We start from the raw sequence: 27,000 nt of genomic DNA, 5'->3' as shown, positions 1-27,000 counted from the left end.
GTTCTGCCGGATTGAACATGATTTAGCGTCGTCGACGAACCCGCTTCATTATCCAGCCTGTCTCTCGAGCAATATGATGCTCGATCGCAGGCTAATATTTATCCTGAGCCCAGTCTATCAGACAGATAAATGCGCTGGCAGCACATGCTATGGCCGTGCAATTTAATTTTCAGCAGGTTTTTATTGGGCCACAGGGGCAATGGCTGTCCCTGGCCATGCGACCAGATTGTCATAATTTTCTTCCGGGGCTTTTGTTTCAGCAGAAGAGCTCACATCAAGCCTGTATCCGAAGCCCTTGACGGTCAGAATCCATTGCGGGTTATCAGGGTCTTTTTCAATCTTTTTGCGCAGCAGGTGCATGTATTGATAAAGATCCGACTTTGTCGCGCGATTATTTCCAGGCCAGAGATGCTGAATGATTTCTTCGGCCATTAGTACGCGATCAACATCCCTGGACAGCAGCTCGAACAATTCAAATTCCTTGCGGGTAAGGTCAATGTTTTTCCCATACAATGAGACAGTTTTAAATCGCCGATCAATTTGAAAAGGACCGACTGTTGTGCCGTGATCGCCATTGCCATTTTTCGGCATCGGTTCATATTGTGCCGCCTCTAACAGATGCCCTGATGCATCCCCCCGATAAGATGCCCTTCGATCGGCCGTGGAGCGCCTTTCCTGAGTCCTTCTTTCACTGTGCACATGAGCATGCTGGATGAATTTCTTCAGCAGATAGCCATCCAATTGTTCAACAATGAGCTGCTCATCAAAAAAAGCCTCTATCCATGAGTCTGGTTTACTTTCAAGTGCATCACTATAGTCCTTGTCCCCTAATGCGCACACGGGTATCTGGTGAGCGAAGCTCATCGCTTGCAATACTAACCAGTCTTCTTTTTTCAATGAAGATACAGCCCACTGCATATCCAGGATAATCAGATCCAGGTGGTTACTAAAGACTTCCTTATTGATGGTTACAGCATCGGCCAATTCAAGAAAAGTAAATTGCTGCGCATGGCAGTAGCCTTTCAGCAAGCCCCGATAATAATGATCCGTACTAATAAACAAAATTTGCAAATTTGCATTCATATTTAATCTCACGTTTCGTTAAAGCCACTTCACTATCTTTAAGTTCAGATACTTATGGAAAAAGACTGACATGTCTTTCGCTCTACTACTAAGCTTCAAATAACAACGCAAAAAAAGAGATGCTTATAAATAAACCCGGCACTTGCTGGACTCTCAATTCGCTACGGCCCAATTAACCTGTTTGCCTGGGAATCATTAACAAATTTGTACGAAAATAAAATCGACATGCCAATTCAGAAAATACTCTGATTTCCATCATAACTATCCTTTGCATGTGTTATGTTTGCGCTCACCCGAACTCAGCTGGGAATACTTGTGTATAGCGATCATAGCTGAAACTTATCAACAAAATAATCAGTACTATTGCTTATTCATGCCCAACATTTTTATGTTAAAAAAACAGATATAAGTACATATAATTATTGATTTTTCAGGCCAATAAAGTATTTGCGGCCGCGAAGGTCGAACCACTGTTTGAGTCATGGGCCCTGCATTTTTAAACTTACAAAAACTACAGAACTCTTATGGACAGAGAATAGACTTTGACCCCGACTAAAAAATGAGATTTAGATTACTAATTTTAATGCTGTCAGCGCTCATTTCATTTAATGTCGCCGGCAAAAAACTTTATAAATTTCAGGATGAGCAAGGTACGTGGCATTTTACTGATCAGCCGCCCAAGACCAGCCAACAGGTAACTGTCAGGCAGATGAAGGTGGCGAGCAAGCAGCGGGTCTGGCTGTTGAAGTCCGGCGAAGGACGACAGCCAAAATATTATGTTCGCAACGATTATGCAGGTCCCGTGGAAGTCGAAGTCAATTTTGCCGAACAGAAAAACGTCCGTGCGATGCCTGAACTGCCTCAGCGATTTGTTATTGCGCCGGGAGAATCGGATACACTTTTTGAAATAGGCGGCATCAATGAAAAAGAATCCTCGGGATATGCTCTTCAATACCGTTACACGCCCGGCAGCCCTCTGCCACAGTACACGGCTAGGGAAAGCTATTTGCCGCCGATTGCGCCTGATGCCTCGTTTCAAATCTCGCAGGCCTTTGGCGGCAGTTTCAGCCATACCGATGCGCAGAACAAATATGCCGTCGATATCGCCATGCCGATAGGCACGCCTGTTTACGCAGCCAAAGCAGGAATGGTCATGGAAGTCGACAATGACTTCTATAAAGGCGGCATTGACGAAACCTATAACTCAAAAGCCAATAGCATCAGGATTTTGCACACTGATGGCTCCATGGCGGTTTATGCCCATCTGGAAGAGGATAAAGCCCAGGTCTATCCGGGCCTGAAAGTGGCTGCCGGGCAATTGATCGGTTATTCCGGCAACACCGGCTTTACTTCCGGCCCGCATTTGCATTTTGCCATACAGATTAATAAAGGCATGACGTTGGCTTCCGTGCCTTTTGTCTTTTTGAACAGCATGGGGCACGCTGAAGAGCCGGTCGCCGGAGCCCGGCTTAAAGGCGTTGCGGCCTCCGTAGCGGCTAAATAATCTTGCTGCAAGGGCGACCTGCCGAGCCGCCTTTGCTTGTTCGCGCCTTAACGCGTACCAAACACAACAATCGTTTTGCCGTGCGCGCTGATCAGTCCTTTATCCTCCAGTTCTTTTAACACGCGCCCGGCCATTTCTCTTGAACAGCCGACGATGCGGCTGATTTCCTGACGCGTGATGTGCAACTGCATGCCATCGGGATGGGTGATGGCATCGGGCTCCTTGCAAAGATCCAGCAGAGTCCGGGCGATTCGTCCTTCCACATCCATGAAGGCTAAATCGCAGAACTTGCGATTGGCGGCCAATAACCGGCCTGATAATTGTTCGCCTAACATGAAAAGCAGGTCAGGCGCATACTCGAGCAGTTCTTTTTTCAGCGCCAGGCGGAAACGGTCATAGCCTATTTCAGCCAACCGGCATTCACTGCGCGTTTTAATAGTGACTTTCCTCGTTTCTACTCCCTTAAAAACACCAATCTCTCCTATAAATTCATTTTTGTTAAGATAGGCCAGAATCAGCTCATGCCCATCGTCATCTTCCACGCAGACACTGACCGATCCTTCCACGATATAATACAGCCGATCCCCCGGATCTCCAGGCCTGATAATCGTGGCTTTGCTCTGGTATTTTTTTTTGTGGCAAAGATTTAAAAACTGCTCCAACGCCCTTTTATTGGAGTTTTCTTGGGAAATTAGTGTCATATTAAAAACTCATTCAATATCCATGTTGTATGTACGCCTTTAATAACAGTGCAGGATTTTAACAAAAAAATCAACATTGAAGCTCTGTCAATTGCATATTATATGCTACTCTATGCCACATTTTTTTAACCGGGGAAAAAAATGCGAGCGACAGTCAAATGGGTTGACGGAGTGATGTTCGTCGGTGAATCCGGCAGCGGCCATGCTGTAGTCATGGACGGCCCGCCTGATCACGGCGGGCGCAACATGGGCATACGGCCAATGGAAATGCTCCTGCTGGGGGTGGGCGGCTGCTCATCATTTGATGTAGTGCAGATTCTGCAGAAAGGCAAGCATGACATCGTTGATTGCGTGGCGGAAATCTCCGCCGAACGGGTCGATGCCATACCTAGCGTGTTCAGCAAAATTCATCTGCATTTCGTTGTAAAAGGCCGTGATTTAAAACCAGCAGCGGTCGAGCGGGCAGTCAAGCTGTCTGCGGAGAAATATTGTTCTGCATCCATCATGCTGAGCAAGGCGGAGGTGGAAATCACCCATGATTTTGAAGTTATCGAGGTTTAACCATTTTGAAAAAGTTGCAATTACAAGGCTTTAACAATTTAACGAAGTCTCTAAGTTTCAATATATACGATGTATGTTATGCCCCCGCCGAGCAGCAGCAGGCTTATATTGAGTATATTGATGAAGCCTATAATGCCGATAGACTGACGCAAATCCTTAAAGATGTTGCGGAAATCATCGGCGCGCAAATCCTCAATATTGCCCATCAGGACTATGAACCGCAAGGCGCCAGTGTGACGATGCTGATTTCGGAAGGCGACCTGCCGCCGCCGCCCAGCATGAACAGCCAGTCTCCAGGGCCATTGCCGGATACCGTGCTGGCGCATCTGGATAAAAGCCATATCACGGTACACACGTATCCTGAAAGTCACCCGGATAACGGCATCAGTACGTTCCGCGCCGATATTGACGTGTCGACCTGCGGCCAGATCTCGCCGCTGAAAGCGCTCAATTACCTGATCCACAGCTTCGAGTCCGATATCGTCATCATGGACTATAAAGTACGCGGCTTCACGCGCGACATTTCCGGCAAGAAACATTATATCGATCACAACATCACGTCGATCCAGAACTATATTGCCAAAGACACGCTGGAAAGCTATCAGATGATAGATGTGAACGTCTATCAGGAAAATATTTTCCACACCAAGATGATGCTGAAGGAAACCGAACTGGAAAATTACTTGTTCGAAAAGGAAAGCGATTTATCGGACGATCAGAAAGCCGAGATCCAGGAAAAGCTGCAAAAAGAGATGTTCGAAATCTTTTACGGCCACAATTTCCAGCGCAACTACGACGAAATCAAGCCATAATTCCGATGGCCGGCAAGGGCGATTGCCCTTGCCGGCTAGCGCCATCCCCTCCCATGCTCCATGCACCTCATTAACCATCGCATGGAACTAATCCTGGCCAGCCCCGCTCAAATATCAGAAATAACGGACATGACCGTTATGTTTGACTCATATTGTTTGAATTTAAAAGCCGCCATCTGAAGCATTAGGCCAGCGTGTCGAAAAAGACATAAGCCGCATTTAGTACAGGCGCGCCGTATCAGCCGGTAAATTATTGATGTTTTCGCGCGTTTCTTTCCTCAATAATGGCAGAGTACTCATCCGGTTTCGGCCGGTACAAGAACATGCCCAATGCCGACAGGCCGGTAAATATATACAGTGTATTGAAATCATCGCCCAGCATGAACATGACGAAACCGAAGATTCCCACACTTTCAATCAATGCCATTGAAACGATAACAGTTAGCAGATAACGGTTTTTGCTAGAATCATCGCCGGGCATGGTTTGATTCAGCCGCACTTGAATATGCCGTATCAGATTGGTTAATGGAAAAGTGATGATGGCGGCGGCGTATAAAATCGTTCTGATCAGTTCCCGTTGATTTTGCGGCAGAGGCTGTTGCAGTTGTTCTCCGAAGCTATGACAGACAACGATATAAGCCACCAGCATGGCAAACATGATGGCGACTACCGTCCAAGGCAGGATAAGATCGGATTTTGATTTTTCGCGTTCAACTCGGTCCAGCATTTTGTTTCCCGATTAGGTCAATAAATGGCAAATATGATAGCAAACCCTACTACATAGGCTTACATTTGTATCTAACACACGCTTACATTCCAGAAAAAGTGCTATAGTCCCTATACGTAATTTTTCTGGCTAAGTCCGCTGCAATGAAAACATTATTAAATTATAAAATCCTCGATAAACTGGGCGAGAGCATGCATGCCGACGTGTTCAAAGCGTATGCCCTGGATGATCAGGACAAACTGCTGGCTGTTAAGAAAATCAGGCCGCAATTTTGCAACGAAGATGCAGCCTCCTACATACGCCAGCAGATCAACCAGCTCAGCGAACTTGAACTGCCTCGCAGCATTATTCCCGAACTCTATCATCCCGCTATCGACACCCTGTGCCTGATACAGCCGTATATTGAGGCCCAGCCATTGAGCCGCTGGCTGGAAACCCATGCCGCTCCCGATCTGACGACGACACTTAACATTATCATCGCCATCGCCGAGCAATTGGAAGCCATCCACAAGGCCGGACATATACACAAGAGCATAAAACCGACGAACATATTGATCGAACCGGAAACGCTGGCCATCCAGATCATCGATGACATCAGGGTGCTGGATATTAACCAGCTCAGCCATTTTATCTACGAAGATCATTTTCGCGTACAGACGCTGCCGTATCTATCGCCCGAACAAACCGGCAGGATCAAGCATTCAGTCAATTATACGACCGATCTGTATTCGCTGGGCATGCTGTTCTTCGAATGCCTGACCGGCAAACCGCCTTTCCTGTTCGAGGACCCGATTGCCATCATTCACTCACACCTTGCGGAAACACCGGCATTCGCGCACGAATTAAACCCGGCCGTCCCCGAAATCATCAGCAAAATCGTCGCCCTGCTATTGGAAAAAGCGCCCGAAAAACGTTACCAAACCGCGGCCGGCTTGATAGTGGACCTGAAATACTGTTTACGGGGAATACAGCAAAACCGGAACATCAACAGTTTCATCCTGAAGCAGAAGGATTACAGCAACCGCATTACGATTCCTTCGTTAATGGTCGGCCGTGAGACGCAAAAAAAACAACTGCTCGACGAGTACAGCAAAGTCTGTGCCGGCGTGTTCCGCGCATCGCTGATTTCAGGCTTGTCCGGCATCGGCAAAACGCGGCTGATTCAGGAATTGCAGCTGCCAATCGTTGCCCATGCCGGCTATTTCACGTCCGGCAAGTTCGACCAGTTCAAAAAGCACATCCCTTACAGCACGCTGACCCAGGCTTTCAGCCATCTGATAAAAACTTTCCTGACCGAAGACAGGGAACGTATCGCCTATTGGCGCCAGCGCATCAGCGAGCAACTGGGCGATAACGGCCGGCTGATTACCGATCTGGTTCCCGAACTGCATCTGATCATCGGCCCTCAGCCGGAAGTGCCGGATCTGCCGCCGATTGAAGCGCGCAACCGGTTCAATGACACGGCCGAAAAATTCCTGGCCAGCCTGATTTCAAAAGAGCATCCTTTAACCCTGTTTATCGATGACTTGCAGTGGTGTGACGGCGCCACGTTCGATCTGCTCGAGCGGATTTTCGACAATGCCACGGACTATCCATACCTGTTCTGGATAGGCGCCTACCGGCACAACGAAGTCGACAGCAGTCATCGGCTGATGCGCCTGATACACAGAGTCAAACAGGCGCGCCGGCCGCTGCAGGAAATCCGTCTGGATGCGCTGGGGCTTAACGAGGTCAACCAGATGACCGCGTATATCCTGAACACCTATCCGTCCAGAACCGAAGACTTATCGAAAATCATCTACCAGACCTCGGCCGGCAATCCGCTGTTCGTCAATGAAAGTCTGCGCTGGCTGCATACCTACAAGCATTTGCACCTGACTGAGAACGGCGCCTGGACATGGGATGACGAACAACTGCGCCATACCGCCATTCCCGATTCGGCGCTGGACTTGTTCAAGGACAAAATTGCCAAGCTACCGGAGCGCGTTCGAGAACTATTGAGCATTGCCGCCAGCCTTGGGGCGCGGTTTGATGCATCCGATCTGGCGTTGACAACGGCCATGACGCTGCCGGTCCTTTATCATGCCTTGACGCCGGCATTCAACAGCAACATTTTACTCAGGGAGAAGGACCAGCTGCTGTTTTTCCACGACCAGGTCCAGGCGGCGGCCGCCAGCTTTCTCGATGCCGATAAGAAACAGCGCGTACATTTACAGATTGCCAAGGCGCTCATCAGCGCCATTCCCGAAAACGCCGACCTTGAGACCCTGCACAATCTGTTCGCCATCGTCGAACACCTGGCTAACGGCCGGGAGCCCGATCAAAGCACCGAAAGCCGTATTGAAGAGGCGAAGTTCAATTACTACGCCGGCATCGCAGCCATGAAAGCGCTGGCGATGGACAACGCCAACTATTTTTTCCATCAAAGTAAGAGTCTTTACCCTAAAGAAAGCTGGGATACCGATTATGGCTGTTTGTTCTCGCTGCACAAATATCTGGCCAGGACGGAAATGGCACTGGGCAACCAGCCGGAATCGGAGCAGATCCTTAATACATTGATCAGTCGTGCAAAAAGCGATATCGACCGCATCGACTGTTTATATGAACAGACGACCGGCCTGTCCTCGATGGGCAAGTTCGAACAGGCCATCGCCCTGGGCAATCGCGGCCTGGCCTATTTCAACCGCGCCATTCCCGAAAATGATGATCTGGCGCTGGAGCGGGCGGCCGCGATCATCAAACAGATCCATCAGGGCGATACGGATATCTGGCAAAAAATCCTCGATATTGAACCCAGCAGTGATAGAGCTACTCAAATTGAAACCGGCATCTACAGCGAGCTGATCCCCGATTATTATCTGGCCGGCATGGTGCCGCAGCTTTATTTGTCGGCGATTCAATCGACGCAGAACTGTCTGGCGGGCGGCGTTGATGAATCGGTCATTTACGGTTTCTCAATGGTGGGTTTGTATCTGCAGCGCCAAGGCCAGTATGAGCTGTCTTTCCGCTATGAAGACCTGGGGCTGGCCCTGGCGCACCGCTATCCCGACACGTTTGGCGCAACCAAAGGCATTAACGGCATTTTATGGACCAATATGCATAACCGCAGCGATTCGGCTTATATTATCGAGCAGTGCCAGAAAAACATTCACCGCGGCAAAAACTGCGGTGACTTATACAATGCAGGCCTGTCCTACGGCCCGTATATCTGGCATTTGATCCATCAAGGCGCTCACTTGCGGCAAGTGATCGACGTGGCCGAGGAATGCATCCATTTTTCCAACAAATTCAATTTATCCTTGTCCCTGGGGCTGGCCGAAAGCGCGCTGGCCGGCTGGGCGGATATGATGAATACGGGGCGGACGCCCTTCAGTGAACAGGTCATAGCCGCCAAACTCAACAAATGGGAGAGCGACAAACACGTCGTTTCGATAGGCGGCTATTATTCCCTGAAAGGCATCAGCAGCCATTACCTGGGCAATTATGAACAGGCGGCTGACTACCTGCATCAGGCGGAACCTTATCTGCGCGGGCTGAGCGACAACATCCTCAATCGCCTGTGGTATGTATTTCGCTATGTCAACGGACTCAGACTTCATAAGGTCATTCCAGCCGAAGAGCAAGAGATGCTGGATCTCTGCCTGGAACAGGTGCAAACCTGGGCCGCGCTAGGGCCGATCTTAAAGCCTTACCTGACCTTCATGCTGATGGAGCAGGCCAATCATGCCGGCGATTTCAGCGAAACGCGCCGCCACTGTCTCGATGCGATCGACCTGTGCAAACCACAGCATTTCACCTTGTTGGAAGGCTTCCTGAATGAGCGGCTGGGCCAGATACTGATAGAGACCCAGCATAGCTACGCCACTTACTATTTAAACCGGGCAGCGGGCCATTACCATGACTGCGGCGCGGAAGTCAAAGTCAGGCAGCTGATAGAAAACTACGCCATTACCTTTCAGCCCGATGAGGGCCTGTCCGCCGATACCTCGCTCGCGCAGATGCTCGACGTCAATTATTTGCTGCTGGCGACGCGCACCATCACGCAGCAGCAGGACTTGAACGGCTTGCTAAGCGCCATTCTGCAATCGATCATGGAGCGGCTTGGGGCCAAAACCGGCTATCTGCTCATCGCTGAACCGCAAGACCTGGTTGTATTGGCCAAAGGCATCAAACATGGTTTCGTCGATGTACAACTTCGAGGCGACCCAAACCTGAGCACTGATACCTTAAGCATGGCCATTGTCAACTACGTTTTTCGCACCACTGAAATGCTGGTTATCGACAATGCTACCAGCGAAGGCGATTTCATAGCCGACAATACGGTACAACATCAACACCTTAAATCGATACTGTGCGCGCCGTTATTGAAGCAACAGCATGCCCTGGGCGTCTTGTACCTGGAAAACAACCTGATCACCTCCGCATTCACGCGCGAACAAATCGAACTGACCCGATTATTGACCGCGCAAGCGGCGATCGCGCTGGAAAATACCCTGCTGATCGAGGAAATGAAGCGCAGCCAGGTACAGATACAATCCCTGAACGCGGATCTGGAGCAGCGCGTTGAAGAACGCACGGCCTCGTTGAATAGCGCCAATGAAGAATTAAAGCATTTTGCCTACGTCGTATCTCATGATCTGAAAGCGCCATTGCGGGCCATCAACCAGCTCTCAGGCTGGATCTGCGAGGATTACGCCGACGCTTTTGACGAAGACGGCCGCGAGCAAATGGCCCTGCTGCGCGATCGGGCCAGACGCATGCACGACATGATTGACGGCATTCTGCAATACTCCAGGGTCGGCCGGGTGGCGGAGCCCGAGGAGCGAATCGATTGTTCGCAGTTGCTGGCTGAAGTAATCAGCCTGATCGCTCCGCCCGAGCACATCGAAGTGCATATTCAAGCCGATTTGCCGGTCATCATCGGTGAAAGACTGAGACTGTTTCAGGTTTTTCAAAACTTGTTGGATAATGCCATCAAATATAACGATAAGGACAAAGGTATTATCTCGGTCACCTGCATGGAACAAGATCATGACTGGCAATTTTCGGTAACCGACAACGGTCCCGGCATCGATAAAAAATATCAGGAAAAAATATTTCAATTATTTCAAACTTTAAAACCTAAAGACCAGTCAGAAAGCACAGGTATTGGTTTAAGTGTGATAGAGAAAATTGTCACGACATGGGGCGGCAAAATCTGGCTTGAGTCGGAAGTAGGAAAAGGAAGCTCATTTATTTTTACCATACCTAAAAGAAAAGAATATGAATAGCATGCAACCCATCTTGCTCGTTGAAGATGATCAAGTCGACATCATGACCGTGAAGCGCGGTCTAAAAAAACTCGGCGTCGTCAACAAACTGGTTACGGTCCATAATGGTGAAGAAGCCTTGCATTATCTGGAAACTTCGGACGAAGAGCTGCCCTGCATGATCCTGCTGGACATCAATATGCCCAAAATGAATGGTCACGAATGCCTGAAGCAACTGAAGAGCCATCCTGCCTTCAAAAACATCCCCGTGGTGATGCTGACCTCCTCGCTGGAGCAGCAGGATGTCAACCAGAGCTTTGACCTCGGGATTTCCGGCTATATTCTGAAACCTGTCGAGTACGATCAGTTCATCGACGCAATTCAGGTACTCAGTTCCTACTGGACCCTAAAAAAATAAGTCTCATGGCGGACATAAAACTGTTATTAGTCGAAGATGACCTGACCGACCAGATGAGCTTCGAGCGCTTTGTCAAACGCGAGCATCTGCCTTATGACTATGACATTGCTGGCTCCGTGGCGGAAGCGATCGAGGCTCTGCAAAAAAACGACTATGAGATCATCCTGGCCGATCACGGCCTGGGAGACGGCACGGCCTTCGATCTGTTTGCCTTCATCCCCGAAACGACCTCGGTCATTTTCGTGACCGGCAGCGGCGGCGAGGATATTGCCGTCAGGGCGCTCAAGATGGGGGCCGCCGATTATCTGACCAAGGATCTTAGCGGCCAGTATCTGAAACTGATATCGGTCACCATCAATAATGTTTTAAGAGCCAAGGCGGCTGAAAAAGAGCTGGATGACTACCGCAACCGGCTCGAGAACCTGGTCTCGGAACGCACGGTTGAACTGCGCCAGGAAATCAACGATCGCCAGCAGGCTGAAGAGCAACTAAGGCGGGAAAAAGAACGCGCGCTGATTACGTTAAAGTCCATAGGCGACGCCGTCATCACCACCTCCAGAAACGGCATTATCGAATTCCTGAACCCGGTTGCCGAGAAATTGACCGGCTGGCGCGTAGCTGAAGCCAGAGGCCGCGTCATCGACGAAGTCTTCAATATCTACAATGACATCACGCGGAAACCGTTGCCCAATCCGGTCTTTCGCGTTCTGGCCACCCATGAGACTGAATTCGTCAGCCACGATACGCTGCTGATCAACCGTTACGGCATTGAATACTCGATTCAGGATTCCGCCGCCCCGATCCTTGACAAGGACCGCCAGATACAAGGTGTTGTCCTCGTATTCAGCGATGTCACGGCATCGCGGCGCCTGTCAAAAGAACTCGCCTATCAGGCCGCGCACGATCCCTTGACAGGACTCGTGAACCGCCGTGAATTTGAAGTCCGGCTCAACCGTGTTCTGAAAGCCAGAAACCACGGCGAAGGCGATTTTGCCTTCTGTTATCTGGACCTGGACCAGTTCAAGATCATCAATGACACCTGCGGCCATACCGCCGGCGATGAACTGCTCAAGCAGGTCACGACCCTGCTGCAGCACGAAGTCAGAGTACGCGACACGCTGGCGAGGCTGGGCGGCGATGAATTCGGCATCCTGATGGAGCACTGCACGATCGAACAAGGCGAGCGGCTGGCTAACTCGCTGCGCGAAATCATCGCCAATTACCGGTTCAGCTGGGAGCGCCAAAGTTTCCGCATCGGCGTCAGCATCGGCTTAATCGCTATCGACGAGGAATTCCATTCGCTCAACGACCTGCTCATGATCGCCGATGCCTGCTGCTATGCTGCCAAGGATGCGGGGCGCAACCGCGTTTATGTGTATCAGAAGAACTCCGAGGAAATCCTGCAACGCTCCGGGCAAATGCACTGGATCGCCAAGCTCAATGAAGCGCTCGATAAAGATCATTTCCGGATCTATAAACACCACATCAAAAGCACCCGCGAACAGGATGGCGAGCATTACGAAATCCTGGTCAGAATAGAAGACAATAACGCACTGATCCCGCCCGGCGCGTTCATTCCGGCAGCCGAACGCTACGGCTTGATGCCGAAAATCGATCAGTACATTATCGCGAAGACGTTCGCCTGGCTTGCCGATAACCCCGATCAACTGGCCCAGCTGTCGCTGTGCACAATCAACCTGTCCGGCCATACCCTGGGCAGCGAGGGCATTCTGGGCTCCATCACGCGGCAGCTGGATTATTACGCCCTGCCGGCCCATAAGTTCTGTTTTGAGATCACCGAAACGGCGGCGATTTCCAATCTGAACATGGCGACCACGTTCATTACCACGCTAAAGGAAAGCGGCTGCCAGTTTGCGCTGGATGATTTCGGCAGCGGCCTGTCTTCATTTGCTTATCTGAAAAACCTGCCGGTCGATTATTTGAAGATTGACGGCATCTTTGTCCAGGATATCTGCAACGATGAAATCGATCTGGCCATGGTCAAATCCATCAATGAGATCGGCCATCTGATGGGCAAGCAAACGATCGCCGAGTTTGTCGAAAACAAGGATGTTTATGACAAAATCGCAGCCTTAGGCATTGATTATGCACAAGGCTACTGGATCAGCCAGCCCGTCCCACTGGAGACCCCTTATATCGCCGAGCCTTTTATCGATGCGACTATTGACTCTCCTTATACGCGCGAATCAGCGCCATAAAAGCCAGGAAATCATAGAGCCCGTGAATGATGATCGGCGTCACCAGGTTTCTGTCGCCGCCGTAATCGAGAGACCAGCCCAGATAAAGCCCCACCAACGCCGCCAACAGCGCATAAAGCGGCGTCACGGCATGCACCAGCCCGAAAATGATATTGCTGCCGATCAACCCCGCGGTCATGCCCCACGACGACTCTATCCAGGGCTGAATCACGCCGCGGAACAAAATCTCTTCGGATACGCCGGCAATCGCCGCCAGCATAAACACATCGGCCCAGTGATAACGGTGCAGCCCGGGCCCCAACGTTTCAACCAACAATCGTCTGATGTGCGCCAGAGAGTCTATCTGCAACTGTTCCAGCGCCGCGAACATAATAAATAACGGCAGCGTTCCCAATATGCCGTAAGCGATCGCGCTTTCCGAAAAGCGCAGGTTTTCAAAAGGATCGATACCGGCAATCCAGCCCAGAATGACCGCGACTATGATCAGCGACGCTTCAAAGTAACAGGCCTGTTTGTAGAAAGTATCGGGATTGAAAGAGGTTTTAGCCATCGGTGCGATTATGAATTAAGGATAAGCCATTCTAACCAAAAATAGTTAAAATAGCTGTCCTGATTCATTTTCGTTTAATGCCATGCAGTGTTTCATTTATAAAAGCCTCAAAAAAGAAGACCTTTATCTGTATATCGATAAAAAAGACGATTTCTCGAAAGTGCCGGAAATGCTATTCAACAGCTTCGGAAGAATGACTTTCGTCATGGAGCTCGAACTGACGCCGGAACGCAAGCTGGCCCGGGAAGATGCCGGCAAGGTTATCACCAGCCTTAAGGAAAAAGGTTTCTTCGTGCAAATGCCGCCGACCAGGGTAGAGGCGCCGTTAAAAGTCCAGTAAGCGTATAAAACCACGAAGAACACGGAGAACACGTACCCGCGCCCTTCTTGGTGAATAATCAATCTGCTTAAGCTGATGGGGAGGATTACGCCCAAAACCAACCGCAATCTTAAGTTTTCGGCAAGGTAACGCCAGTCTGCCCCTGATACTTGCCGCCCCTGTCCTTGTAAGAGGTTTCGCACACTTCGTCGCTGCCGATGAACAGCATTTGCGCGACGCCTTCATTGGCATAGATTTTGGCTGGCAGCGGCGTGGTATTGGAAAACTCCAGCGTCACATGACCTTCCCATTCCGGTTCCAGCGGCGTGACGTTGACGATAATGCCGCAACGGGCATAAGTCGACTTGCCCAGGCAGATTGTCAAGACGTCGCGCGGAATACGGAAATACTCGACCGTGCGCGCCAGCGCAAACGAGTTCGGAGGGATGATGCAGACATCGGACTTCACATCGACGAAACTGTTCGAATCGAAGTTTTTCGGATCGACGATGGCCGAATTGATATTGGTGAAAATCTTGAATTCATCAGAACACCGGACATCATAGCCATAACTGGATGTGCCGTAGGAAATGACGCGCCCTTGCTCCGCATTTCTGACCTGACCGCGTTCAAACGGCTCGATCATGCCATGCTCTTCCGCCATGCGGCGTATCCACTTGTCCGACTTAATGCTCATGAACTACCAAATACCTAATTGATTTAAAAAGACTAATTTTCACACAGACAGATAGTCGGACGCAAGGCGGAAACAGCCAGCCAACGGCCAACGCCAAGCCAGCATTCAGCCGCAGGGTACGCACTGCGTACCTTTTCAGAGCCGGGATGAGTCGAGAAAATCCGAAAGGTATGCGGTGCGTACCCTGCAGAACTGCCAACGCCAAGCCAGTGTTCAGCCTTGCACTGCCTAATCAAGTATTTTGCACGACAATATTAGGGAACTTACTGCTGAAATCCTTGGCTTTCAGCGCCAGTTTGGCAGCGGCCTTGCGGGCAATTTCCCTGTAGATCTGCGCCGGGCGTCCGTCGGGATCGGCCGCGACCGTCGGCCGGCCGCAATCGGCGAACTGGCGGATAGTGATATCCAGCGGCAGCGAGCCCAAAAAGTCGACCCGGTTTCTCTCGGCCATGGCCGCGCCGCCGCCCTCGCCGAAAATGGCTTCTTCATGGCCGCAGTTGCTGCAAATGTGTATGCTCATGTTTTCAACGATCCCCAGCACCGGCACATTGACTTTTTCGAACATGCCGAGGCCGCGCTGGGCGTCGATCAGGGCGATATCCTGCGGCGTCGTGACGATGATCGCGCCGCTGACCGGAATCTGCTGCGCCAAGGTCAATTGGATATCGCCGGTGCCGGGCGGCAGGTCGATAATCAGGTAGTCAAGGTTGTCCCAATTGGTATCCTTCAGCAATTGCTGCAGGGCATTGGTCACCATCGGGCCGCGCCAGATCATCGGCTGGTCGGCGTCAACCAGGTAACCGATGGAATTGGTCTGCACGCCGTAAGAGACTTTCGGCATCATGGTCTTGCCGTCCTCGCTGGCCGGATAGCCGGACAGTCCGAGCATGGTCGGAATGCTAGGGCCGTAGATGTCGGCATCGAGAATGCCGACCTGAGCGCCTTCAGCCGTCAACGCCAGCGCCAGATTGACCGAGGTCGTGGATTTGCCGACTCCGCCTTTGCCCGAGGCGATGGCAATGATGTTTTTGACATTGGGCAACGGCTTCAACGCCTGTTGTACGGCATGCGCAATGATTTTTACCGAAACATCGACGGTCACATTGCCTACGCCGTCCAGTGCTTTCAGGTGCCGCTCGACGCCAGTCTTCAACTCTTCGATATAACTTTTGGCAGGATAGCCCAGTTCCAGTTTAACGCTGACGTTGGCCCCATCGATTGCGATCGCCTTCACCGTTTTTGCAGAAACCAGATCGGTGCCATTGTTCGGATCGATAAACGTACTCAGAAGATTTTCTACATCAGCCCTTTCGATGCTTGACATACTATGCTCCATGTTAGGAAAGTAAGGATACGAGCAAATAACCAAGTAATTTACTCTGGAATAGAAGCCATTTTACCGCTTTTCTCATATAATGCACATTTTAGCGTAGCGTTATTCAGCAGCGGCGCTATTTTATGCCATAATACACGGTTCGTTTTGTCTTCGTACTGCTTGGTATTTAATTTTATGTCGGATAGAAAAATTCTCGTCACCAGCGCTTTACCCTACGCCAACGGCCCTATTCATCTTGGGCATCTGGTTGAATACATTCAAACGGATATTTGGGTACGTTTTCAGAAACAACGCGGCAATCAATGTTATTACGTCTGCGCGGACGACACGCACGGCACGCCGATCATGCTGAGAGCCGACCGCGAAGGCATTACGCCGGAAGAGCTGATCGCCCGGATCGGCAAGGAACACCTGGCCGACTTCACTGAATTCGGCGTCGCTTTCGACAATTATCACAGCACCCATTCCGACGAGAACAAGACTTTTTCATCGCTGATTTACGCACGCCTGCGCGATGCCGGACACATCACCTCGCGCACGATTACGCAGGCCTACGACCCGGTCAAGAACATGTTCCTGCCGGACCGTTTCATCAAAGGCGAGTGCCCCAAATGCGGCGCGCCCGATCAATACGGCGACAGCTGCGAGGCCTGTGGCGCCACCTATTCACCAACCGAATTGAAAAACGCCATTTCCGCCATTTCAGGCGCAAAGCCGGTGGAAAAAGACTCTGTCCATTATTTCTTCAAACTCGGCGATTTTGTCGGGCTGCTTCGGCACTGGACCAAATCCGGACATTTGCAGCCGGAAGTCGCCAACAAGCTCGATGAGTGGCTGGAAGCCGGCCTGCAGCAATGGGATATCTCGCGCGACGCGCCCTATTTCGGCTTCGAGATTCCGGACGCGCCGAGCAAATATTTTTACGTCTGGCTCGATGCGCCCATCGGTTACATGGCCAGCTTCAAAAACCTGTGCGAAAAGCAGGGTATCGATTTCGACGCCTTCTGGAGCAAGGACAGCGACGCCGAGCTGTACCATTTCATCGGCAAGGACATCATTTATTTCCACGCCCTGTTCTGGCCTGCCATGCTGAGCGGCGCCGGCTTCAGGACGCCCAGCGCCATTTTCGCGCATGGCTTCCTGACTGTGAACGGCGAGAAAATGTCCAAATCGCGCGGCACGTTCATCAAAGCCCGGACCTATCTGGACTATTTGAATCCCGAATACCTGCGCTATTATTTCGCCGCCAAGCTGAGCGCCGGTGTCGACGACATCGACCTGAACTTTGACGATTTCAGCCAGCGCGTGAATTCCGACCTGGTCGGCAAGGTCGTCAACATCGCCAGCCGCTGCAGCGGTTTCATCAAGAAACGCTTTGACAACAAACTGTCGGCACACTGTTCGGAACCGGCCCTGTTCGCCGAATTCGCCAAAGCCCATGCGCAAATCGCCGAGTTTTACGAAGCGCGTGAATTCGCTAAGGCCATGCGCGAAATCATGGCGCTGGCCGACAAAGCCAACCAGTACATCGATGAGAAAAAGCCCTGGCTGATCGCCAAGGAAGAAGGCAAAGACAACGAGCTGCATGAGGTCTGCTCGATGGGCATCAACCTGTTCCGTATGCTGGCCGCCTATCTGAAACCGGTCATCCCGGCGCTGGCGTCCGAAGCCGAGCAGTTCCTGAACATCGCCTCGCAAACCTGGCCAGCCGATGTGCAACCGTTGACAGACCATGCCATCAACGACTTCAAACCGCTCATGACGCGTGTTGAGCCAGATAAAATCGCGGCCATCATCGAGGCTTCCAAGGAAAGCCTGGAGAAAACCGCCGAAGCGCCCAAAGCCCGTACCTGCGAGCCGATCGCCGACACGATCGAGTTCGACGATTTCGCCAAGCTGGATCTTCGCATTGCGCGCATTGTCAAAGCCGCCCCTGTCGAAGGGGCCGAGAAACTGCTGCAATTGACCGTCGATATCGGCGATGAGACGCGCAATATCTTCGCCGGCATCAAGTCGGCCTATGCGCCGGAAGACCTGGAAGGCAAATTGACGGTCGTGGTCGCCAACCTGGCCCCTCGCAAGATGCGTTTCGGCGTCTCGGAAGGCATGGTGCTGGCGGCAGGCCCCGGCGGCAAAGACATATGGGTGCTGCACCCCGACGAAGGCGCGCAGCCGGGCATGCGCGTCAAGTAATTGAGTAAGAGAGTTAGATTAGATATGTTTTGTTACCACTGTCAGGAAGCCAAAAAAAACGTTGCCTGTGACTCGGCCGGAATTTGCGGCAAAAAAGAGGATGTGGCCAGTCTCCAGGATTTGCTGGTGTATGTACTGAAAGGCTTGTCGTTTTATGCGCATCACGCAAGGCAACTGGGCATACGCGATGCCAGAAACGACCGGTTCACGGCTCGGGCGCTGTATTCGACTGTAACCAATGTCAATTTCGACCCGGCCGTTTTCGTATCCCTGATACAGGAGACCGTGCAGCGCCGAAACCATCTGCGCCACCAGTTCAACGCCGCGTTTGAAGAAAAGAACAGCGCGCCCTTTAGCGAGCCCGTGCCCGAAGAAGCTTCCTGGCACTATACGGACGTATCGGAAGCGGCTTTTGTAGCCCAAGGCGAAGCCGTCGGCGTCACGCAAATTCCTGCGCTGGATACCGACTGCCACGCCCTGCGCGAATTGCTGGTATACGGCCTGAAGGGTCTGGCCTCATTGATCGAACACGCCGAAGCGCTGGATGTTTCCGATGCCGAATTGTATGCCTTCATGCACGAAGCGCTGGCTTTCAGCCTGAAAGCCGACAGTTCCTTCGATGACCTCATGGCCATGAACCAGAGATGCGGCGAACTCGGCATGGCCGCTTTTGCCCTGCTCGACAAGGCCAATACCGCGCGCTTCGGCGATCCGGTCCCGACCAAGGTCTATTTCGACAGCTGGGACAAGCCGGGCATTTTGGTGTCAGGCCACGATCTGCGCGATATCGAAGACCTGCTGGAACAGACCGCCGGCACCGGCATCGACGTTTACACGCACGGCGAAGCCATTGCCGCGCACGCCTATCCGGCGCTGAAAAAATACTTCAATCTGGCCGGCAACTTCGGCGATGCCTGGCAGGAACAGCGGACCGATTTCCAGAAATTCAACGGCCCGATCCTGATCACGACCAACAGCATCCAGCAGCAAAAAGACAAGTACAAAGACAAAATCTATACGACCGGCATGGTCGGCTGGCCCGATATTCCGCATATCGCCGACCGCAAGCCCGGCCAGCGCAAAGATTTCAGCGCGCTGATCGAGCAGGCCCGGCAATGCGAGCCGCCCAGCCAGCTCAGCAACAACACGACGACGCTCGGCCATGCGCATCAGTCTCTGCACAGCTATCTGGACCCGATTGCCGCAGGCATCAAGGACGGCTCTATCCGCCGCCTGGTCGTGCTGGCCGGCGCCGACGGCCGGCACAAGGAGCGCCGCTATTATGCGCAGGTCGCAGAACTCCTGCCTCAGGACACGTTGCTCCTGACCGCGGGCGACACCAAATACCGCTTCAACACGCTGGCTTTCGGCGAAATCAACGGCATCCCGCGCCTGCTGGACGCCGGCCAGAGCAATGACTTTTATTCACTGGTCGTGTTCCTGAAAGATCTGCAGCAGGCTTTGGGCCTTGCCGACCTCAACGCGCTGCCGGTGTCTTTCAATATCGCCTGGTATGAACAAAAAACCATCCTGATGACGCTGGGCCTGCTGGCGCTGAATGTTAAAAACGTACGTCTGGGCCCGACCTTGCCGCCGTTTTTCACGGCCAGGATCAAGGACAGGCTGACCGAGCAATTTGCGCTGAAAGGCATAGATAAGGCTGAAAACGATGTCGTAGCGATGTTGGAGGGTAATTAAACAAAACCGTGATTGACCAAATAAACGCTTTACTGCCGCAAACCCAATGCGGCCAATGCGGTTTCAAAGGCTGCCGGCCTTACGCCGAAGCCATCGCCAGCGGCCAGGCCGACATCAACCGATGCCCGCCCGGCGGTGACGAAGGCATCGTCGAGATCGCGCGTCTGCTGGACGTACCGGCCAAGCCGCTCAATACGCAATTCGGCCAGCACAAGCCCAAACAGGTCGCATTTATTATCGAAGAAGACTGCATTGGCTGCACCAAATGCATCGCGGCCTGCCCGGTCGATGCGATTTTGGGCGCGGCAAAATTCATGCATACCGTCATCGCTTCCGAATGCACGGGCTGCGAGCTGTGCATCGCGCCCTGCCCGGTCGACTGCATTGTCATGAAGCCTGTAGAGCCGCAGCCAACGCTGGGGCAGAAATCCGCGCAGGCGCAAAAAGCCATGCGGCGCTATGAAGTGCGCAGTCAGCGCCTGGCCCAGGACGAAGCAGAAAAAGCCGAACGCGCGCGCAAGAAAAAAGAAGCCTTGCTCAAACTGAAAACGGCCAACATATGAACGCTGAAAAACGCCGCGCCATTTTTGATCGTTTGGCCGAAGCCATTCCCGAGCCCAAGACCGAACTCCAGTATACGACGCCTTTCGAGTTGCTGATCGCGGTCGTACTGTCGGCCCAGGCGACCGACAAAGGCGTCAACAAAGCCACGGCCAAGCTGTTTCCTGTCGCCAATACGCCGGAAGCGATCCTGGCGCTGGGCGTGGAGGAACTGAAGGACTACATCAAGACCATCAACTTATACCGAACCAAAGCCGCCAATATCATCACGCTCTGCCAGCAACTGCTCGAGAGGCATGAAGGTCAGGTGCCGCAAACGCGCGAGGAACTGGAAGCTTTGGCCGGCGTCGGCAGAAAAACAGCCAATGTCATGCTGAACACCGCTTTCGGCCAGCATGTCATTGCGGTCGACACGCACATCTTCCGCGTCGCCAACCGCACAGGCATTGCACCCGGCAAGAATGTGCGGGAAGTCGAACAAAAGCTCGAAAAATGGGTGCCCAAACTACATAAAAAAGATGCCCATCATTTATTGATACTGCACGGCCGTTATACCTGTATCGCCAGAAAACCGCTCTGCCCCAACTGTGTCATTCAGGACTTGTGCGAATATCCGCATAAAACGACTTATTAGCTAAAAACTCAGTGGCAGGAACTTAGATAAGGCTGTATAGTCTCTAGATGTTCAAAATTTGGACAAGCCGATATTCATCATTTGTTCATTTGTGCTTGATATCATAAGCTGCACTCGATGCTTATGATTCATTTTTTATAATACACGGGAGTCAATATGAAAAAAATTAATAAATCACCTTTCGCCGCGGCTATGGGGACCGCAGTCCTGTCTACTCTGGCGATAACAGCGGCTCATGCAGAAGCCAGCCCTTTCGCCATGAACGACATGAACAGCGGCTACATGCAATTGGCTGCAGCCGACACTGCCAAGTCCGGCATGAAAGAAGGCTCATGCGGCGAAGGCAAATGCGGCGGCGCCATGAAAGCAGCGCCTAAAACTGTGGAAGGTGCTTGCGCCGGCAATAAACCCGCTGCAAAGCCAGCCAATAAGGCGGCAGAAGGCAAATGCGGCGAAGGCATGTGCGGCGGCATGATGGAAGGCGGCAAAATGAAAAAAGGCATGGAAGGCATGTGCGGCGCTATGATGAAAGGCAAAGAAGGCGCTTGCGGCGCCATGCAAAAAGGCACTGACGCTAAAGGCACAGGCCAGCAAAAAGTCAGCCCTAAAGACGCAGCCGGCGAATAAGCCTTGAGGCAGGCACAACCCTGCCCTGACTGCCAAAAGAGGGCATGACCAACCGTCATGCCCTCCCGCTTTAATCCAATACACAGGTGTTCTTATGGACACAACGCTAAATCTCGTGCATGGCGCCGGCATGGGCCTGCGCCGATCCTTTTTAACTGAAATCGTCGAAAATCCGCCCGAAGCCGTCGACTTTTATGAAGTCGCGCCGGAAAACTGGATCACGATAGGCGGCAAGCTGGGCAAGCAGTTTCGGGCCATGACCGAACGCTTTGACTTTGTCTGTCATGGCTTATCGCTCTCGATAGGCAGCACCGACCCACTCGACGAGAAATTCGTGCGTGAAGTCAAAAACTTCATGGCCGAGCACCAGATCAAATTCTACAGCGAACATTTGAGCTACTGCAGCAACGAAGGCCATCTGTACGACCTGATGCCCATGCCGTTCACCTCGGAAGCCGTCTCGCACGTCGCGGCGCGCATCCGGCGCGTTCAGGACATTCTGGAGCAAAGAATCGCCATCGAAAATATCTCCTATTACGCCGCGCCGGGCCAGGAAATGTCTGAAATAGACTTTTTCAATGCCGTCGTTGCTGAAGCGGACTGCGACGTGTTGCTCGACATCAACAATATTTATGTGAACAGCGTCAATCACGGCTATGACGCCGAATCGTTCCTGAAAGCGATTCCGGCCGACCGCATCGCTTATGCGCATATTGCCGGGCACTATGTCGAAGCCGAGGATTTTCTGGTCGACACGCATGGCGCCGACATCATCGATCCGGTCTGGAAGCTGCTGGGCAAAGCCTACGAGCTTTACGGCGTATTCCCAACGCTGCTGGAGCGGGATTTCAACATTCCGCCTTTAAAAGAACTGGTAAAGGAAGTCCGCACCATCCGGTTGATACAAAACGCCTGGAAAAGTCAGCATGAAAAACAGTCAGCCTGAAACTGCCGGCCGCGTCGGCTTCAAAGCCAAGCAACTGGAATTTGCGGCTTATATCAGGGACCCCGAAAACAATCCCGCGCCGGCCGATGTCAAGGCTCAGCGCATGACCATGTACCGCGAGCTGTTCTTCAACAATGTCGAGAGCTTTCTGTCCAGCAGTTTTCCGGTTCTGCGCGAGATTCTTGATGACAAGCAATGGTTCGCCCTGGCGCAGGATTTTTTCGCCAGTCACCGCTGCCAGTCACCCTATTTTTCCGAAATCCCGGAAGAATTTCTCGATTACTTGCAGAACGAACGCGACAATCCTGAAGATTTGCCATTTCTGCTCGAACTGGCGCATTACGAATGGGTGGAAACCGCCTTGGCGATAGCCAAAGTGGAGGTGGTCGCCAATAGCCGCGATGACATCGACGCGCTGCTCTACAAGCGCATCGCCTTGTCTCCGCTGGCTTGGCCGCTGGCTTATCAATACCCGGTCCATCAGATATCGCCCGATTTCCTGCCGACGGTGCCGCCGGATCAACCGACATTTCTGATCGTTTACCGCAATATCGACGATGAGGTGCATTTCTCCCAGATCACGGGCATCACTTACAGACTGCTGCAACTGATTCAGGAAAATGAAGGGCTGACGGCTGAAGATTATTTAAAACAAGTGACTCAGGAAACCAATCATCCCGATCCGGCCCTAATCATGGAAGGCGGTCTAGCCATTCTGAAAGAATGGGCCGAAAAAACGATTATTACGATAATCGCCTAAAACATAGCATTAAAGGGGCGGATTGGTCCGCCCCATCAATATCAGCTTTTTATTGTTTTCTATTAAACAACTGTGGTCCTTTAGGCTGGGCTTTCTCCTGCAGACAGTGGTAAGCCGCATTTTCATACTTGATGACCAAAGACTGAGTGCTTTTATGCTCGGCAATAAACTTCTTGGCTTCATCGGCCGTCAAGTCTTTCATTAAGAAAGTCGCGATGCACATGCAGGCATCTTCGAGCCGCCCTTTGTCGGACTCTTTATTGATTGAATTTTTCAGCTCTCTCTCTACGCATTGGTCCGCAAACTGATGCTCGAAAGTATGTTTCTGAACATCGGTCACGACCACATCATGCGAATGGTCAAAAGGATTATGCACTTCGGCGCTGGCCGGCTTTTGTTCTTCCTTATCATCCGAACAGCCCGCCATAGACAATGCCAGAACAGTGCCGGTCAGGGCCGCAAAAAAGAGATTTCTTGTGAAGATAAACGTTTTCATAAATTTGAGTCGTAATAGTTAAATTTCTAATCGGCTATTCAGGCAACCGGAAAAACTTTAAGGCTGGCCACGATAAATCTTGAACTTTATCATTTTATGCAGCCTCGTTCTACTGATCATCGGTTAAAGAGTGCGATTCAGCCAATGCTCAGGTAAATGCCGCCAAGCGTTATTGCACCGCCGGCCAAACGCATCGCTTTTTCTGTACTGAGTTTTCTCAGGATAACGCCCATGGACATGCCGGCAACATGCAGCAATACCGTCGCTAACACAAAACCCAGACTATAGGGAACCGCATTGGCTGCCGATGGCATTTCAACGCCATGCATATAACCGTGGCACAGCGCAAAAACACCGACCATGCTCGCGCTGAACGCCAGAGGCATCTCAAAAGCACCGGCAACCACCGCGCCTAGAACCAGCACCGACATCAGGATACCCTGCTCAGCATAAGGCAGGGCCACGCCTGCAAGGCCGAGCATGCCGCCGGCCATCATCATGGCTACAAACGCGACGGGCACGGCCCATAGCGCCCGCCCGCCCTGCTGCACGGCCCACAATCCCACCGCAACCATGGCAAGCACGTGATCGGCGCCAGTTATAGGATGAATGAAGCCGGAAGCCCGCCCCATCATTTCATGGACGCCCATATGCGCCCAGGCAGAAACCGGCGCAAGAACGCACGATGTGGGAATAAACAACTGCAGGACTGATTTTTTCATGGCATTCACCTTTCTTGTAAGCGGCAGTTTTTTTATCGTTCAAACCTAATCCGAAGCATTTTAATCAGCCGGCCGGCCGCATGCCAGATAAAAAAATATTGGCATAAGCTCGCTAGCGCACATAACTGCGCAAAGTCGATACGTAAGCTATTAAAAAACAAAAGCGATCAGGAGAATGACATGACCACGACCAAGAAAGACCAGCCCGATAAAAATACGCCCCGCAAATGCGCCCATCCCGGCTGTAATTGTCCGGCGCGGCCGGGCGAACAATACTGCAGCGAGTTTTGCGAAAACATCGTCGGCTCCGATGTCTGCGGCTGTGGACATACCGACTGCAAACCCCATACCCATGCAGAGGCGGGAACATGAAAGAAAACGTCAGCGATTTTTTATTGCGCCGCTTGTCTGAATGGGGCGTCAAACGCATTTTCGGCTATCCGGGCGACGGCATTAACGGCGTGTTCGGCGCCCTGAACCGGGCTTCGGACTGGATGGATTTTGTCCAGGTGCGCCATGAGGAGACGGCCGCCTTCATGGCTTGCGCGCACGCCAAATTCACCGGCGAAGTCGGCGTCTGCGTCGCCACCTCGGGCCCCGGCGCCATTCATCTGCTGAACGGCTTGTACGACGCCAAGCTCGATCATCAGCCCGTGGTCGCTATCGTCGGCCAGCAAAAGCGCACCGCCCTGGGGGCCAATTATCAGCAGGAAGTCGACCTGGTATCCTTGTTCAAGGATGTCGCGTATGAATACGTGCATATGGTGTCGGCACCTGCACAGATACGCCACATGGTCGACCGAGCCATGCGCATCGCCCAGTCGGAACGCAGTGTCTGCTGTCTCATTATCCCTAATGATATACAGGAAATGGATGCCGAAAAACCGCCGCGCGCACATGGCACCGTCTATTCGGGGCTCGGCTATCAGGCCCCGCGCACTGTGCCGCAAGCCGAGGAACTGCAACGTGCTGCCGATATCCTGAACGCCGGAGAAAAGGTCGCGATGCTGGTTGGCGCCGGGGCGCTGGATGCTACAGCCGAGATCGTTGAGGTGGCCGAACTGCTCGGGGCCGGCATTGCCAAGGCATTGCTGGGCAAAGCCGCCGTGCCCGACGATCTGCCTTATGTGACCGGCTCCATAGGCCTGCTGGGCACCCGGCCCAGCTACGAAATGATGACCGACTGCGACACGCTGCTGATGGTCGGCTCGAGCTTTCCCTATTCCGAATTCCTGCCCGAGGAAGGCCAGGCGCGCGGCGTGCAGATTGACATCAACGGCCGCATGCTCAGCATCCGCTACCCGATGGAAGTGAATCTGATCGGCGACAGCGCCGAAACGCTCCGGTTGCTGATTCCGTTGCTGCATCGCAAAGAAGACCGCGACTGGCGTGAGCGAATCGAAAAAAACGTGGCTAAATGGTGGGAAACGCTGGAGGAGCGGGCCATGGAATCGGCCGATCCCATCAATCCGCAGCGCGTCTTTTCGGAATTGTCGCCGCGCCTGCCCGATCATTGCATCTTGACCTGCGATTCGGGTTCCGTCACTAACTGGTACGCGCGCAACCTGAAAATCCGCCAAGGCATGATGGCTTCGGTGTCCGGCGGCCTTGCGACCATGGGCTGCGCGGTGCCTTATGCGATGGCGGCCAAATTTGCTCATCCCGATCGGATAGTCATTGCGCTGGTCGGCGACGGCGCCATGCAGATGCTGGGCATGAACGAACTGGTCACGATCGGCAAATACTGGCAGCGCTGGCGCGACCCACGCCTGATCGTGATGGTCCTGAACAACCGCGACCTGAACCAGGTAACCTGGGAGCAGCGTGCGATGGAAGGCGATCCAAAATTCGAAGCCTCGCAGGACGTGCCCGATTTCCCTTATGCGCGTCTGGCTGAACTGATCGGCCTCATGGGCATACGCGTCGATCAGCCTGAACAGCTGGCCGATGCCTGGGAGCGCGCGCTCAGCGCTGACCGTCCGGTCGTGCTGGAAGCCTATGCCGACCCCGACGTGCCGCCTCTGCCGCCGCACATCACTTTCAAGCAAGCCAAAGCCTATGCCTCGGCCATCCTGAAGGGCGACCCGGATTCGGTTGACATTATCAAGTCCTCCATGAAACAAATTTTTTAAAAGCGGCTCTGTAGGGTACGCATCGCGTACCTTGCTCAATGCCAACAATTTTCAA

Annotated in this window: 24 protein-coding genes; 16 read left to right on the top strand and 8 right to left on the bottom strand. The window is 52.4% G+C overall.

Annotation, left to right across the window (positions count from 1 at the left end):
* Window positions 1–180: 180 nt before the first annotated feature.
* Window positions 181–1,083: a winged helix-turn-helix domain-containing protein gene (locus IT781_RS00330; RefSeq protein WP_194968140.1), complete on the bottom strand. Its 903-nt coding sequence runs from the start codon at window positions 1,081–1,083 to the stop codon at window positions 181–183.
* 559 nt (window positions 1,084–1,642) lie between these two features.
* Here IT781_RS00330 and IT781_RS00325 point away from each other — a divergent pair.
* Complete coding sequence (locus IT781_RS00325) at window positions 1,643–2,587, top strand: M23 family metallopeptidase (RefSeq protein ID WP_194968139.1); 945 nt, start codon at window positions 1,643–1,645, stop codon at window positions 2,585–2,587.
* A 47-nt stretch (window positions 2,588–2,634) separates the two neighbouring features.
* On the opposite strand, the gene crp is transcribed toward IT781_RS00325, so the two are convergent.
* Window positions 2,635–3,288 (bottom strand): cAMP-activated global transcriptional regulator CRP, encoded by a 654-nt coding sequence (crp, locus tag IT781_RS00320; RefSeq protein WP_194968138.1) that lies wholly within the window; start codon window positions 3,286–3,288, stop codon window positions 2,635–2,637.
* A gap of 141 nt (window positions 3,289–3,429) precedes the next feature.
* Here crp and IT781_RS00315 point away from each other — a divergent pair, with 141 nt between their 5' ends.
* The gene (locus IT781_RS00315; protein ID WP_194968137.1) at window positions 3,430–3,849 is read left to right on the top strand and encodes an OsmC family protein; all 420 of its coding nucleotides are present in this window, start codon (window positions 3,430–3,432) and stop codon (window positions 3,847–3,849) included.
* Window positions 3,850–3,854: 5 nt separating this feature from the next.
* Window positions 3,855–4,661 carry an adenosylmethionine decarboxylase gene (speD, locus tag IT781_RS00310; RefSeq protein ID WP_194968136.1) on the top strand — a complete coding sequence of 269 codons (807 nt, stop codon included), beginning with the start codon at window positions 3,855–3,857 and terminating at the stop codon, window positions 4,659–4,661.
* A 250-nt stretch (window positions 4,662–4,911) separates the two neighbouring features.
* Here the strand turns inward: speD and IT781_RS00305 are convergent, their stop codons facing one another.
* Window positions 4,912–5,388: a hypothetical protein gene (locus IT781_RS00305; RefSeq protein ID WP_194968135.1), complete on the bottom strand. Its 477-nt coding sequence runs from the start codon at window positions 5,386–5,388 to the stop codon at window positions 4,912–4,914.
* Window positions 5,389–5,531: 143 nt separating this feature from the next.
* Here IT781_RS00305 and IT781_RS00300 point away from each other — a divergent pair, with 143 nt between their 5' ends.
* The 3 genes from IT781_RS00300 to IT781_RS00290 are packed head-to-tail and all read left to right on the top strand — an operon-like array spanning window position 5,532 to window position 13,274.
* Window positions 5,532–10,658 (top strand): AAA family ATPase, encoded by a 5,127-nt coding sequence (locus IT781_RS00300; RefSeq protein WP_194968134.1) that lies wholly within the window; start codon window positions 5,532–5,534, stop codon window positions 10,656–10,658.
* On the top strand, window positions 10,651–11,055 hold the full coding sequence (locus IT781_RS00295; RefSeq protein ID WP_194968133.1) for a response regulator: 405 nt from the start codon (window positions 10,651–10,653) through the stop codon (window positions 11,053–11,055). Before IT781_RS00300 ends, IT781_RS00295 begins: the two co-directional genes overlap by 8 nt.
* Before the next feature lie 5 nt (window positions 11,056–11,060).
* Window positions 11,061–13,274, top strand: a complete 2,214-nt coding sequence (locus IT781_RS00290; protein WP_194968132.1) for an EAL domain-containing protein — start codon at window positions 11,061–11,063, stop codon at window positions 13,272–13,274.
* On the opposite strand, the gene IT781_RS00285 is transcribed toward IT781_RS00290, so the two are convergent.
* Entirely contained in the window at window positions 13,237–13,824 is a 588-nt protein-coding gene (locus IT781_RS00285; RefSeq protein ID WP_194968131.1) for a CPBP family intramembrane glutamic endopeptidase, read from the bottom strand. The genes IT781_RS00290 and IT781_RS00285 overlap by 38 nt on opposite strands.
* A gap of 82 nt (window positions 13,825–13,906) precedes the next feature.
* Here IT781_RS00285 and IT781_RS00280 point away from each other — a divergent pair, with 82 nt between their 5' ends.
* Window positions 13,907–14,164 (top strand): YcgL domain-containing protein, encoded by a 258-nt coding sequence (locus IT781_RS00280; protein WP_194968130.1) that lies wholly within the window; start codon window positions 13,907–13,909, stop codon window positions 14,162–14,164.
* A 109-nt stretch (window positions 14,165–14,273) separates the two neighbouring features.
* Here IT781_RS00280 and dcd read toward each other — a convergent pair whose 3' ends face one another.
* Together dcd and apbC are read right to left on the bottom strand one after the other, a co-directional pair.
* Window positions 14,274–14,840, bottom strand: coding sequence for a dCTP deaminase (dcd, locus tag IT781_RS00275; RefSeq protein WP_194968129.1), 567 nt, complete (start codon window positions 14,838–14,840; stop codon window positions 14,274–14,276).
* A gap of 232 nt (window positions 14,841–15,072) precedes the next feature.
* Window positions 15,073–16,164, bottom strand: coding sequence for an iron-sulfur cluster carrier protein ApbC (gene apbC / locus IT781_RS00270; protein ID WP_194968128.1), 1,092 nt, complete (start codon window positions 16,162–16,164; stop codon window positions 15,073–15,075).
* A gap of 186 nt (window positions 16,165–16,350) precedes the next feature.
* Here apbC and metG point away from each other — a divergent pair, with 186 nt between their 5' ends.
* From metG to IT781_RS00235, 7 genes are all read left to right on the top strand, one after another.
* Window positions 16,351–18,369 carry a methionine--tRNA ligase gene (gene metG / locus IT781_RS00265; protein WP_194968127.1) on the top strand — a complete coding sequence of 673 codons (2,019 nt, stop codon included), beginning with the start codon at window positions 16,351–16,353 and terminating at the stop codon, window positions 18,367–18,369.
* Window positions 18,370–18,393: 24 nt separating this feature from the next.
* Window positions 18,394–20,067, top strand: a complete 1,674-nt coding sequence (gene hcp / locus IT781_RS00260; RefSeq protein ID WP_194968126.1) for a hydroxylamine reductase — start codon at window positions 18,394–18,396, stop codon at window positions 20,065–20,067.
* Window positions 20,068–20,075: 8 nt separating this feature from the next.
* Window positions 20,076–20,630 (top strand): electron transport complex subunit RsxB, encoded by a 555-nt coding sequence (rsxB, locus tag IT781_RS00255; RefSeq protein WP_194968125.1) that lies wholly within the window; start codon window positions 20,076–20,078, stop codon window positions 20,628–20,630.
* Window positions 20,627–21,262 (top strand): endonuclease III, encoded by a 636-nt coding sequence (gene nth, locus IT781_RS00250; RefSeq protein WP_194968124.1) that lies wholly within the window; start codon window positions 20,627–20,629, stop codon window positions 21,260–21,262. The genes rsxB and nth overlap by 4 nt, the downstream gene beginning before the upstream one ends.
* Window positions 21,263–21,418: 156 nt before the next feature.
* On the top strand, window positions 21,419–21,889 hold the full coding sequence (locus IT781_RS00245; RefSeq protein ID WP_194968123.1) for a hypothetical protein: 471 nt from the start codon (window positions 21,419–21,421) through the stop codon (window positions 21,887–21,889).
* A 94-nt stretch (window positions 21,890–21,983) separates the two neighbouring features.
* Window positions 21,984–22,835, top strand: a complete 852-nt coding sequence (locus tag IT781_RS00240) for a DUF692 domain-containing protein (RefSeq protein ID WP_194968122.1) — start codon at window positions 21,984–21,986, stop codon at window positions 22,833–22,835.
* Complete coding sequence (locus IT781_RS00235) at window positions 22,816–23,595, top strand: DUF2063 domain-containing protein (protein ID WP_194968121.1); 780 nt, start codon at window positions 22,816–22,818, stop codon at window positions 23,593–23,595. The genes IT781_RS00240 and IT781_RS00235 overlap by 20 nt, the downstream gene beginning before the upstream one ends.
* A gap of 49 nt (window positions 23,596–23,644) precedes the next feature.
* Here IT781_RS00235 and IT781_RS00230 read toward each other — a convergent pair whose 3' ends face one another.
* Together IT781_RS00230 and IT781_RS00225 are read right to left on the bottom strand one after the other, a co-directional pair.
* Window positions 23,645–24,091 carry a hypothetical protein gene (locus tag IT781_RS00230; RefSeq protein WP_194968120.1) on the bottom strand — a complete coding sequence of 149 codons (447 nt, stop codon included), beginning with the start codon at window positions 24,089–24,091 and terminating at the stop codon, window positions 23,645–23,647.
* Between the two features lie 137 nt (window positions 24,092–24,228).
* Window positions 24,229–24,813, bottom strand: a complete 585-nt coding sequence (locus tag IT781_RS00225; RefSeq protein ID WP_194968119.1) for a HupE/UreJ family protein — start codon at window positions 24,811–24,813, stop codon at window positions 24,229–24,231.
* A gap of 180 nt (window positions 24,814–24,993) precedes the next feature.
* Here IT781_RS00225 and IT781_RS00220 point away from each other — a divergent pair, with 180 nt between their 5' ends.
* Window positions 24,994–25,185, top strand: coding sequence for a hypothetical protein (locus IT781_RS00220; RefSeq protein ID WP_194968118.1), 192 nt, complete (start codon window positions 24,994–24,996; stop codon window positions 25,183–25,185).
* Window positions 25,182–26,945, top strand: a complete 1,764-nt coding sequence (locus IT781_RS00215) for a thiamine pyrophosphate-requiring protein (protein ID WP_194968117.1) — start codon at window positions 25,182–25,184, stop codon at window positions 26,943–26,945. The genes IT781_RS00220 and IT781_RS00215 overlap by 4 nt, the downstream gene beginning before the upstream one ends.
* The last annotated feature ends 55 nt before the right edge of the window (window positions 26,946–27,000 follow it).

It is taken from the genome of Methylobacter sp. BlB1 (assembly GCF_015476545.1).
GTDB lineage: Bacteria > Pseudomonadota > Gammaproteobacteria > Methylococcales > Methylomonadaceae > Methylobacter.
Note: the sequence above shows the minus strand (reverse complement) of the source record. Positions and strands in the feature narration are given on the sequence as shown.

Excerpts from the sequence above, each read along its gene's own strand:
- IT781_RS00290 (WP_194968132.1), top strand. The coding sequence starts at position 11,061 with ATGGCGGACATAAAACTGTTATTAGTCGAAGATGACCTGACCGACCAG.
- nth (WP_194968124.1), top strand. The coding sequence starts at position 20,627 with ATGAACGCTGAAAAACGCCGCGCCATTTTTGATCGTTTGGCCGAAGCC.
- dcd (WP_194968129.1), bottom strand. The coding sequence starts at position 14,840 with ATGAGCATTAAGTCGGACAAGTGGATACGCCGCATGGCGGAAGAGCAT.
- IT781_RS00230 (WP_194968120.1), bottom strand. The coding sequence starts at position 24,091 with ATGAAAACGTTTATCTTCACAAGAAATCTCTTTTTTGCGGCCCTGACC.
- apbC (WP_194968128.1), bottom strand. The coding sequence starts at position 16,164 with ATGTCAAGCATCGAAAGGGCTGATGTAGAAAATCTTCTGAGTACGTTT.
- IT781_RS00220 (WP_194968118.1), top strand. The coding sequence starts at position 24,994 with ATGACCACGACCAAGAAAGACCAGCCCGATAAAAATACGCCCCGCAAA.
- IT781_RS00240 (WP_194968122.1), top strand. The coding sequence starts at position 21,984 with ATGGACACAACGCTAAATCTCGTGCATGGCGCCGGCATGGGCCTGCGC.
- IT781_RS00300 (WP_194968134.1), top strand. The coding sequence starts at position 5,532 with ATGAAAACATTATTAAATTATAAAATCCTCGATAAACTGGGCGAGAGC.
- IT781_RS00235 (WP_194968121.1), top strand. The coding sequence starts at position 22,816 with ATGAAAAACAGTCAGCCTGAAACTGCCGGCCGCGTCGGCTTCAAAGCC.
- hcp (WP_194968126.1), top strand. The coding sequence starts at position 18,394 with ATGTTTTGTTACCACTGTCAGGAAGCCAAAAAAAACGTTGCCTGTGAC.
- IT781_RS00225 (WP_194968119.1), bottom strand. The coding sequence starts at position 24,813 with ATGAAAAAATCAGTCCTGCAGTTGTTTATTCCCACATCGTGCGTTCTT.
- IT781_RS00215 (WP_194968117.1), top strand. The coding sequence starts at position 25,182 with ATGAAAGAAAACGTCAGCGATTTTTTATTGCGCCGCTTGTCTGAATGG.
- IT781_RS00305 (WP_194968135.1), bottom strand. The coding sequence starts at position 5,388 with ATGCTGGACCGAGTTGAACGCGAAAAATCAAAATCCGATCTTATCCTG.
- IT781_RS00245 (WP_194968123.1), top strand. The coding sequence starts at position 21,419 with ATGAAAAAAATTAATAAATCACCTTTCGCCGCGGCTATGGGGACCGCA.
- IT781_RS00285 (WP_194968131.1), bottom strand. The coding sequence starts at position 13,824 with ATGGCTAAAACCTCTTTCAATCCCGATACTTTCTACAAACAGGCCTGT.
- crp (WP_194968138.1), bottom strand. The coding sequence starts at position 3,288 with ATGACACTAATTTCCCAAGAAAACTCCAATAAAAGGGCGTTGGAGCAG.
- metG (WP_194968127.1), top strand. The coding sequence starts at position 16,351 with ATGTCGGATAGAAAAATTCTCGTCACCAGCGCTTTACCCTACGCCAAC.
- IT781_RS00330 (WP_194968140.1), bottom strand. The coding sequence starts at position 1,083 with ATGAATGCAAATTTGCAAATTTTGTTTATTAGTACGGATCATTATTAT.
- IT781_RS00325 (WP_194968139.1), top strand. The coding sequence starts at position 1,643 with ATGAGATTTAGATTACTAATTTTAATGCTGTCAGCGCTCATTTCATTT.
- IT781_RS00280 (WP_194968130.1), top strand. The coding sequence starts at position 13,907 with ATGCAGTGTTTCATTTATAAAAGCCTCAAAAAAGAAGACCTTTATCTG.
- IT781_RS00315 (WP_194968137.1), top strand. The coding sequence starts at position 3,430 with ATGCGAGCGACAGTCAAATGGGTTGACGGAGTGATGTTCGTCGGTGAA.
- IT781_RS00295 (WP_194968133.1), top strand. The coding sequence starts at position 10,651 with ATGAATAGCATGCAACCCATCTTGCTCGTTGAAGATGATCAAGTCGAC.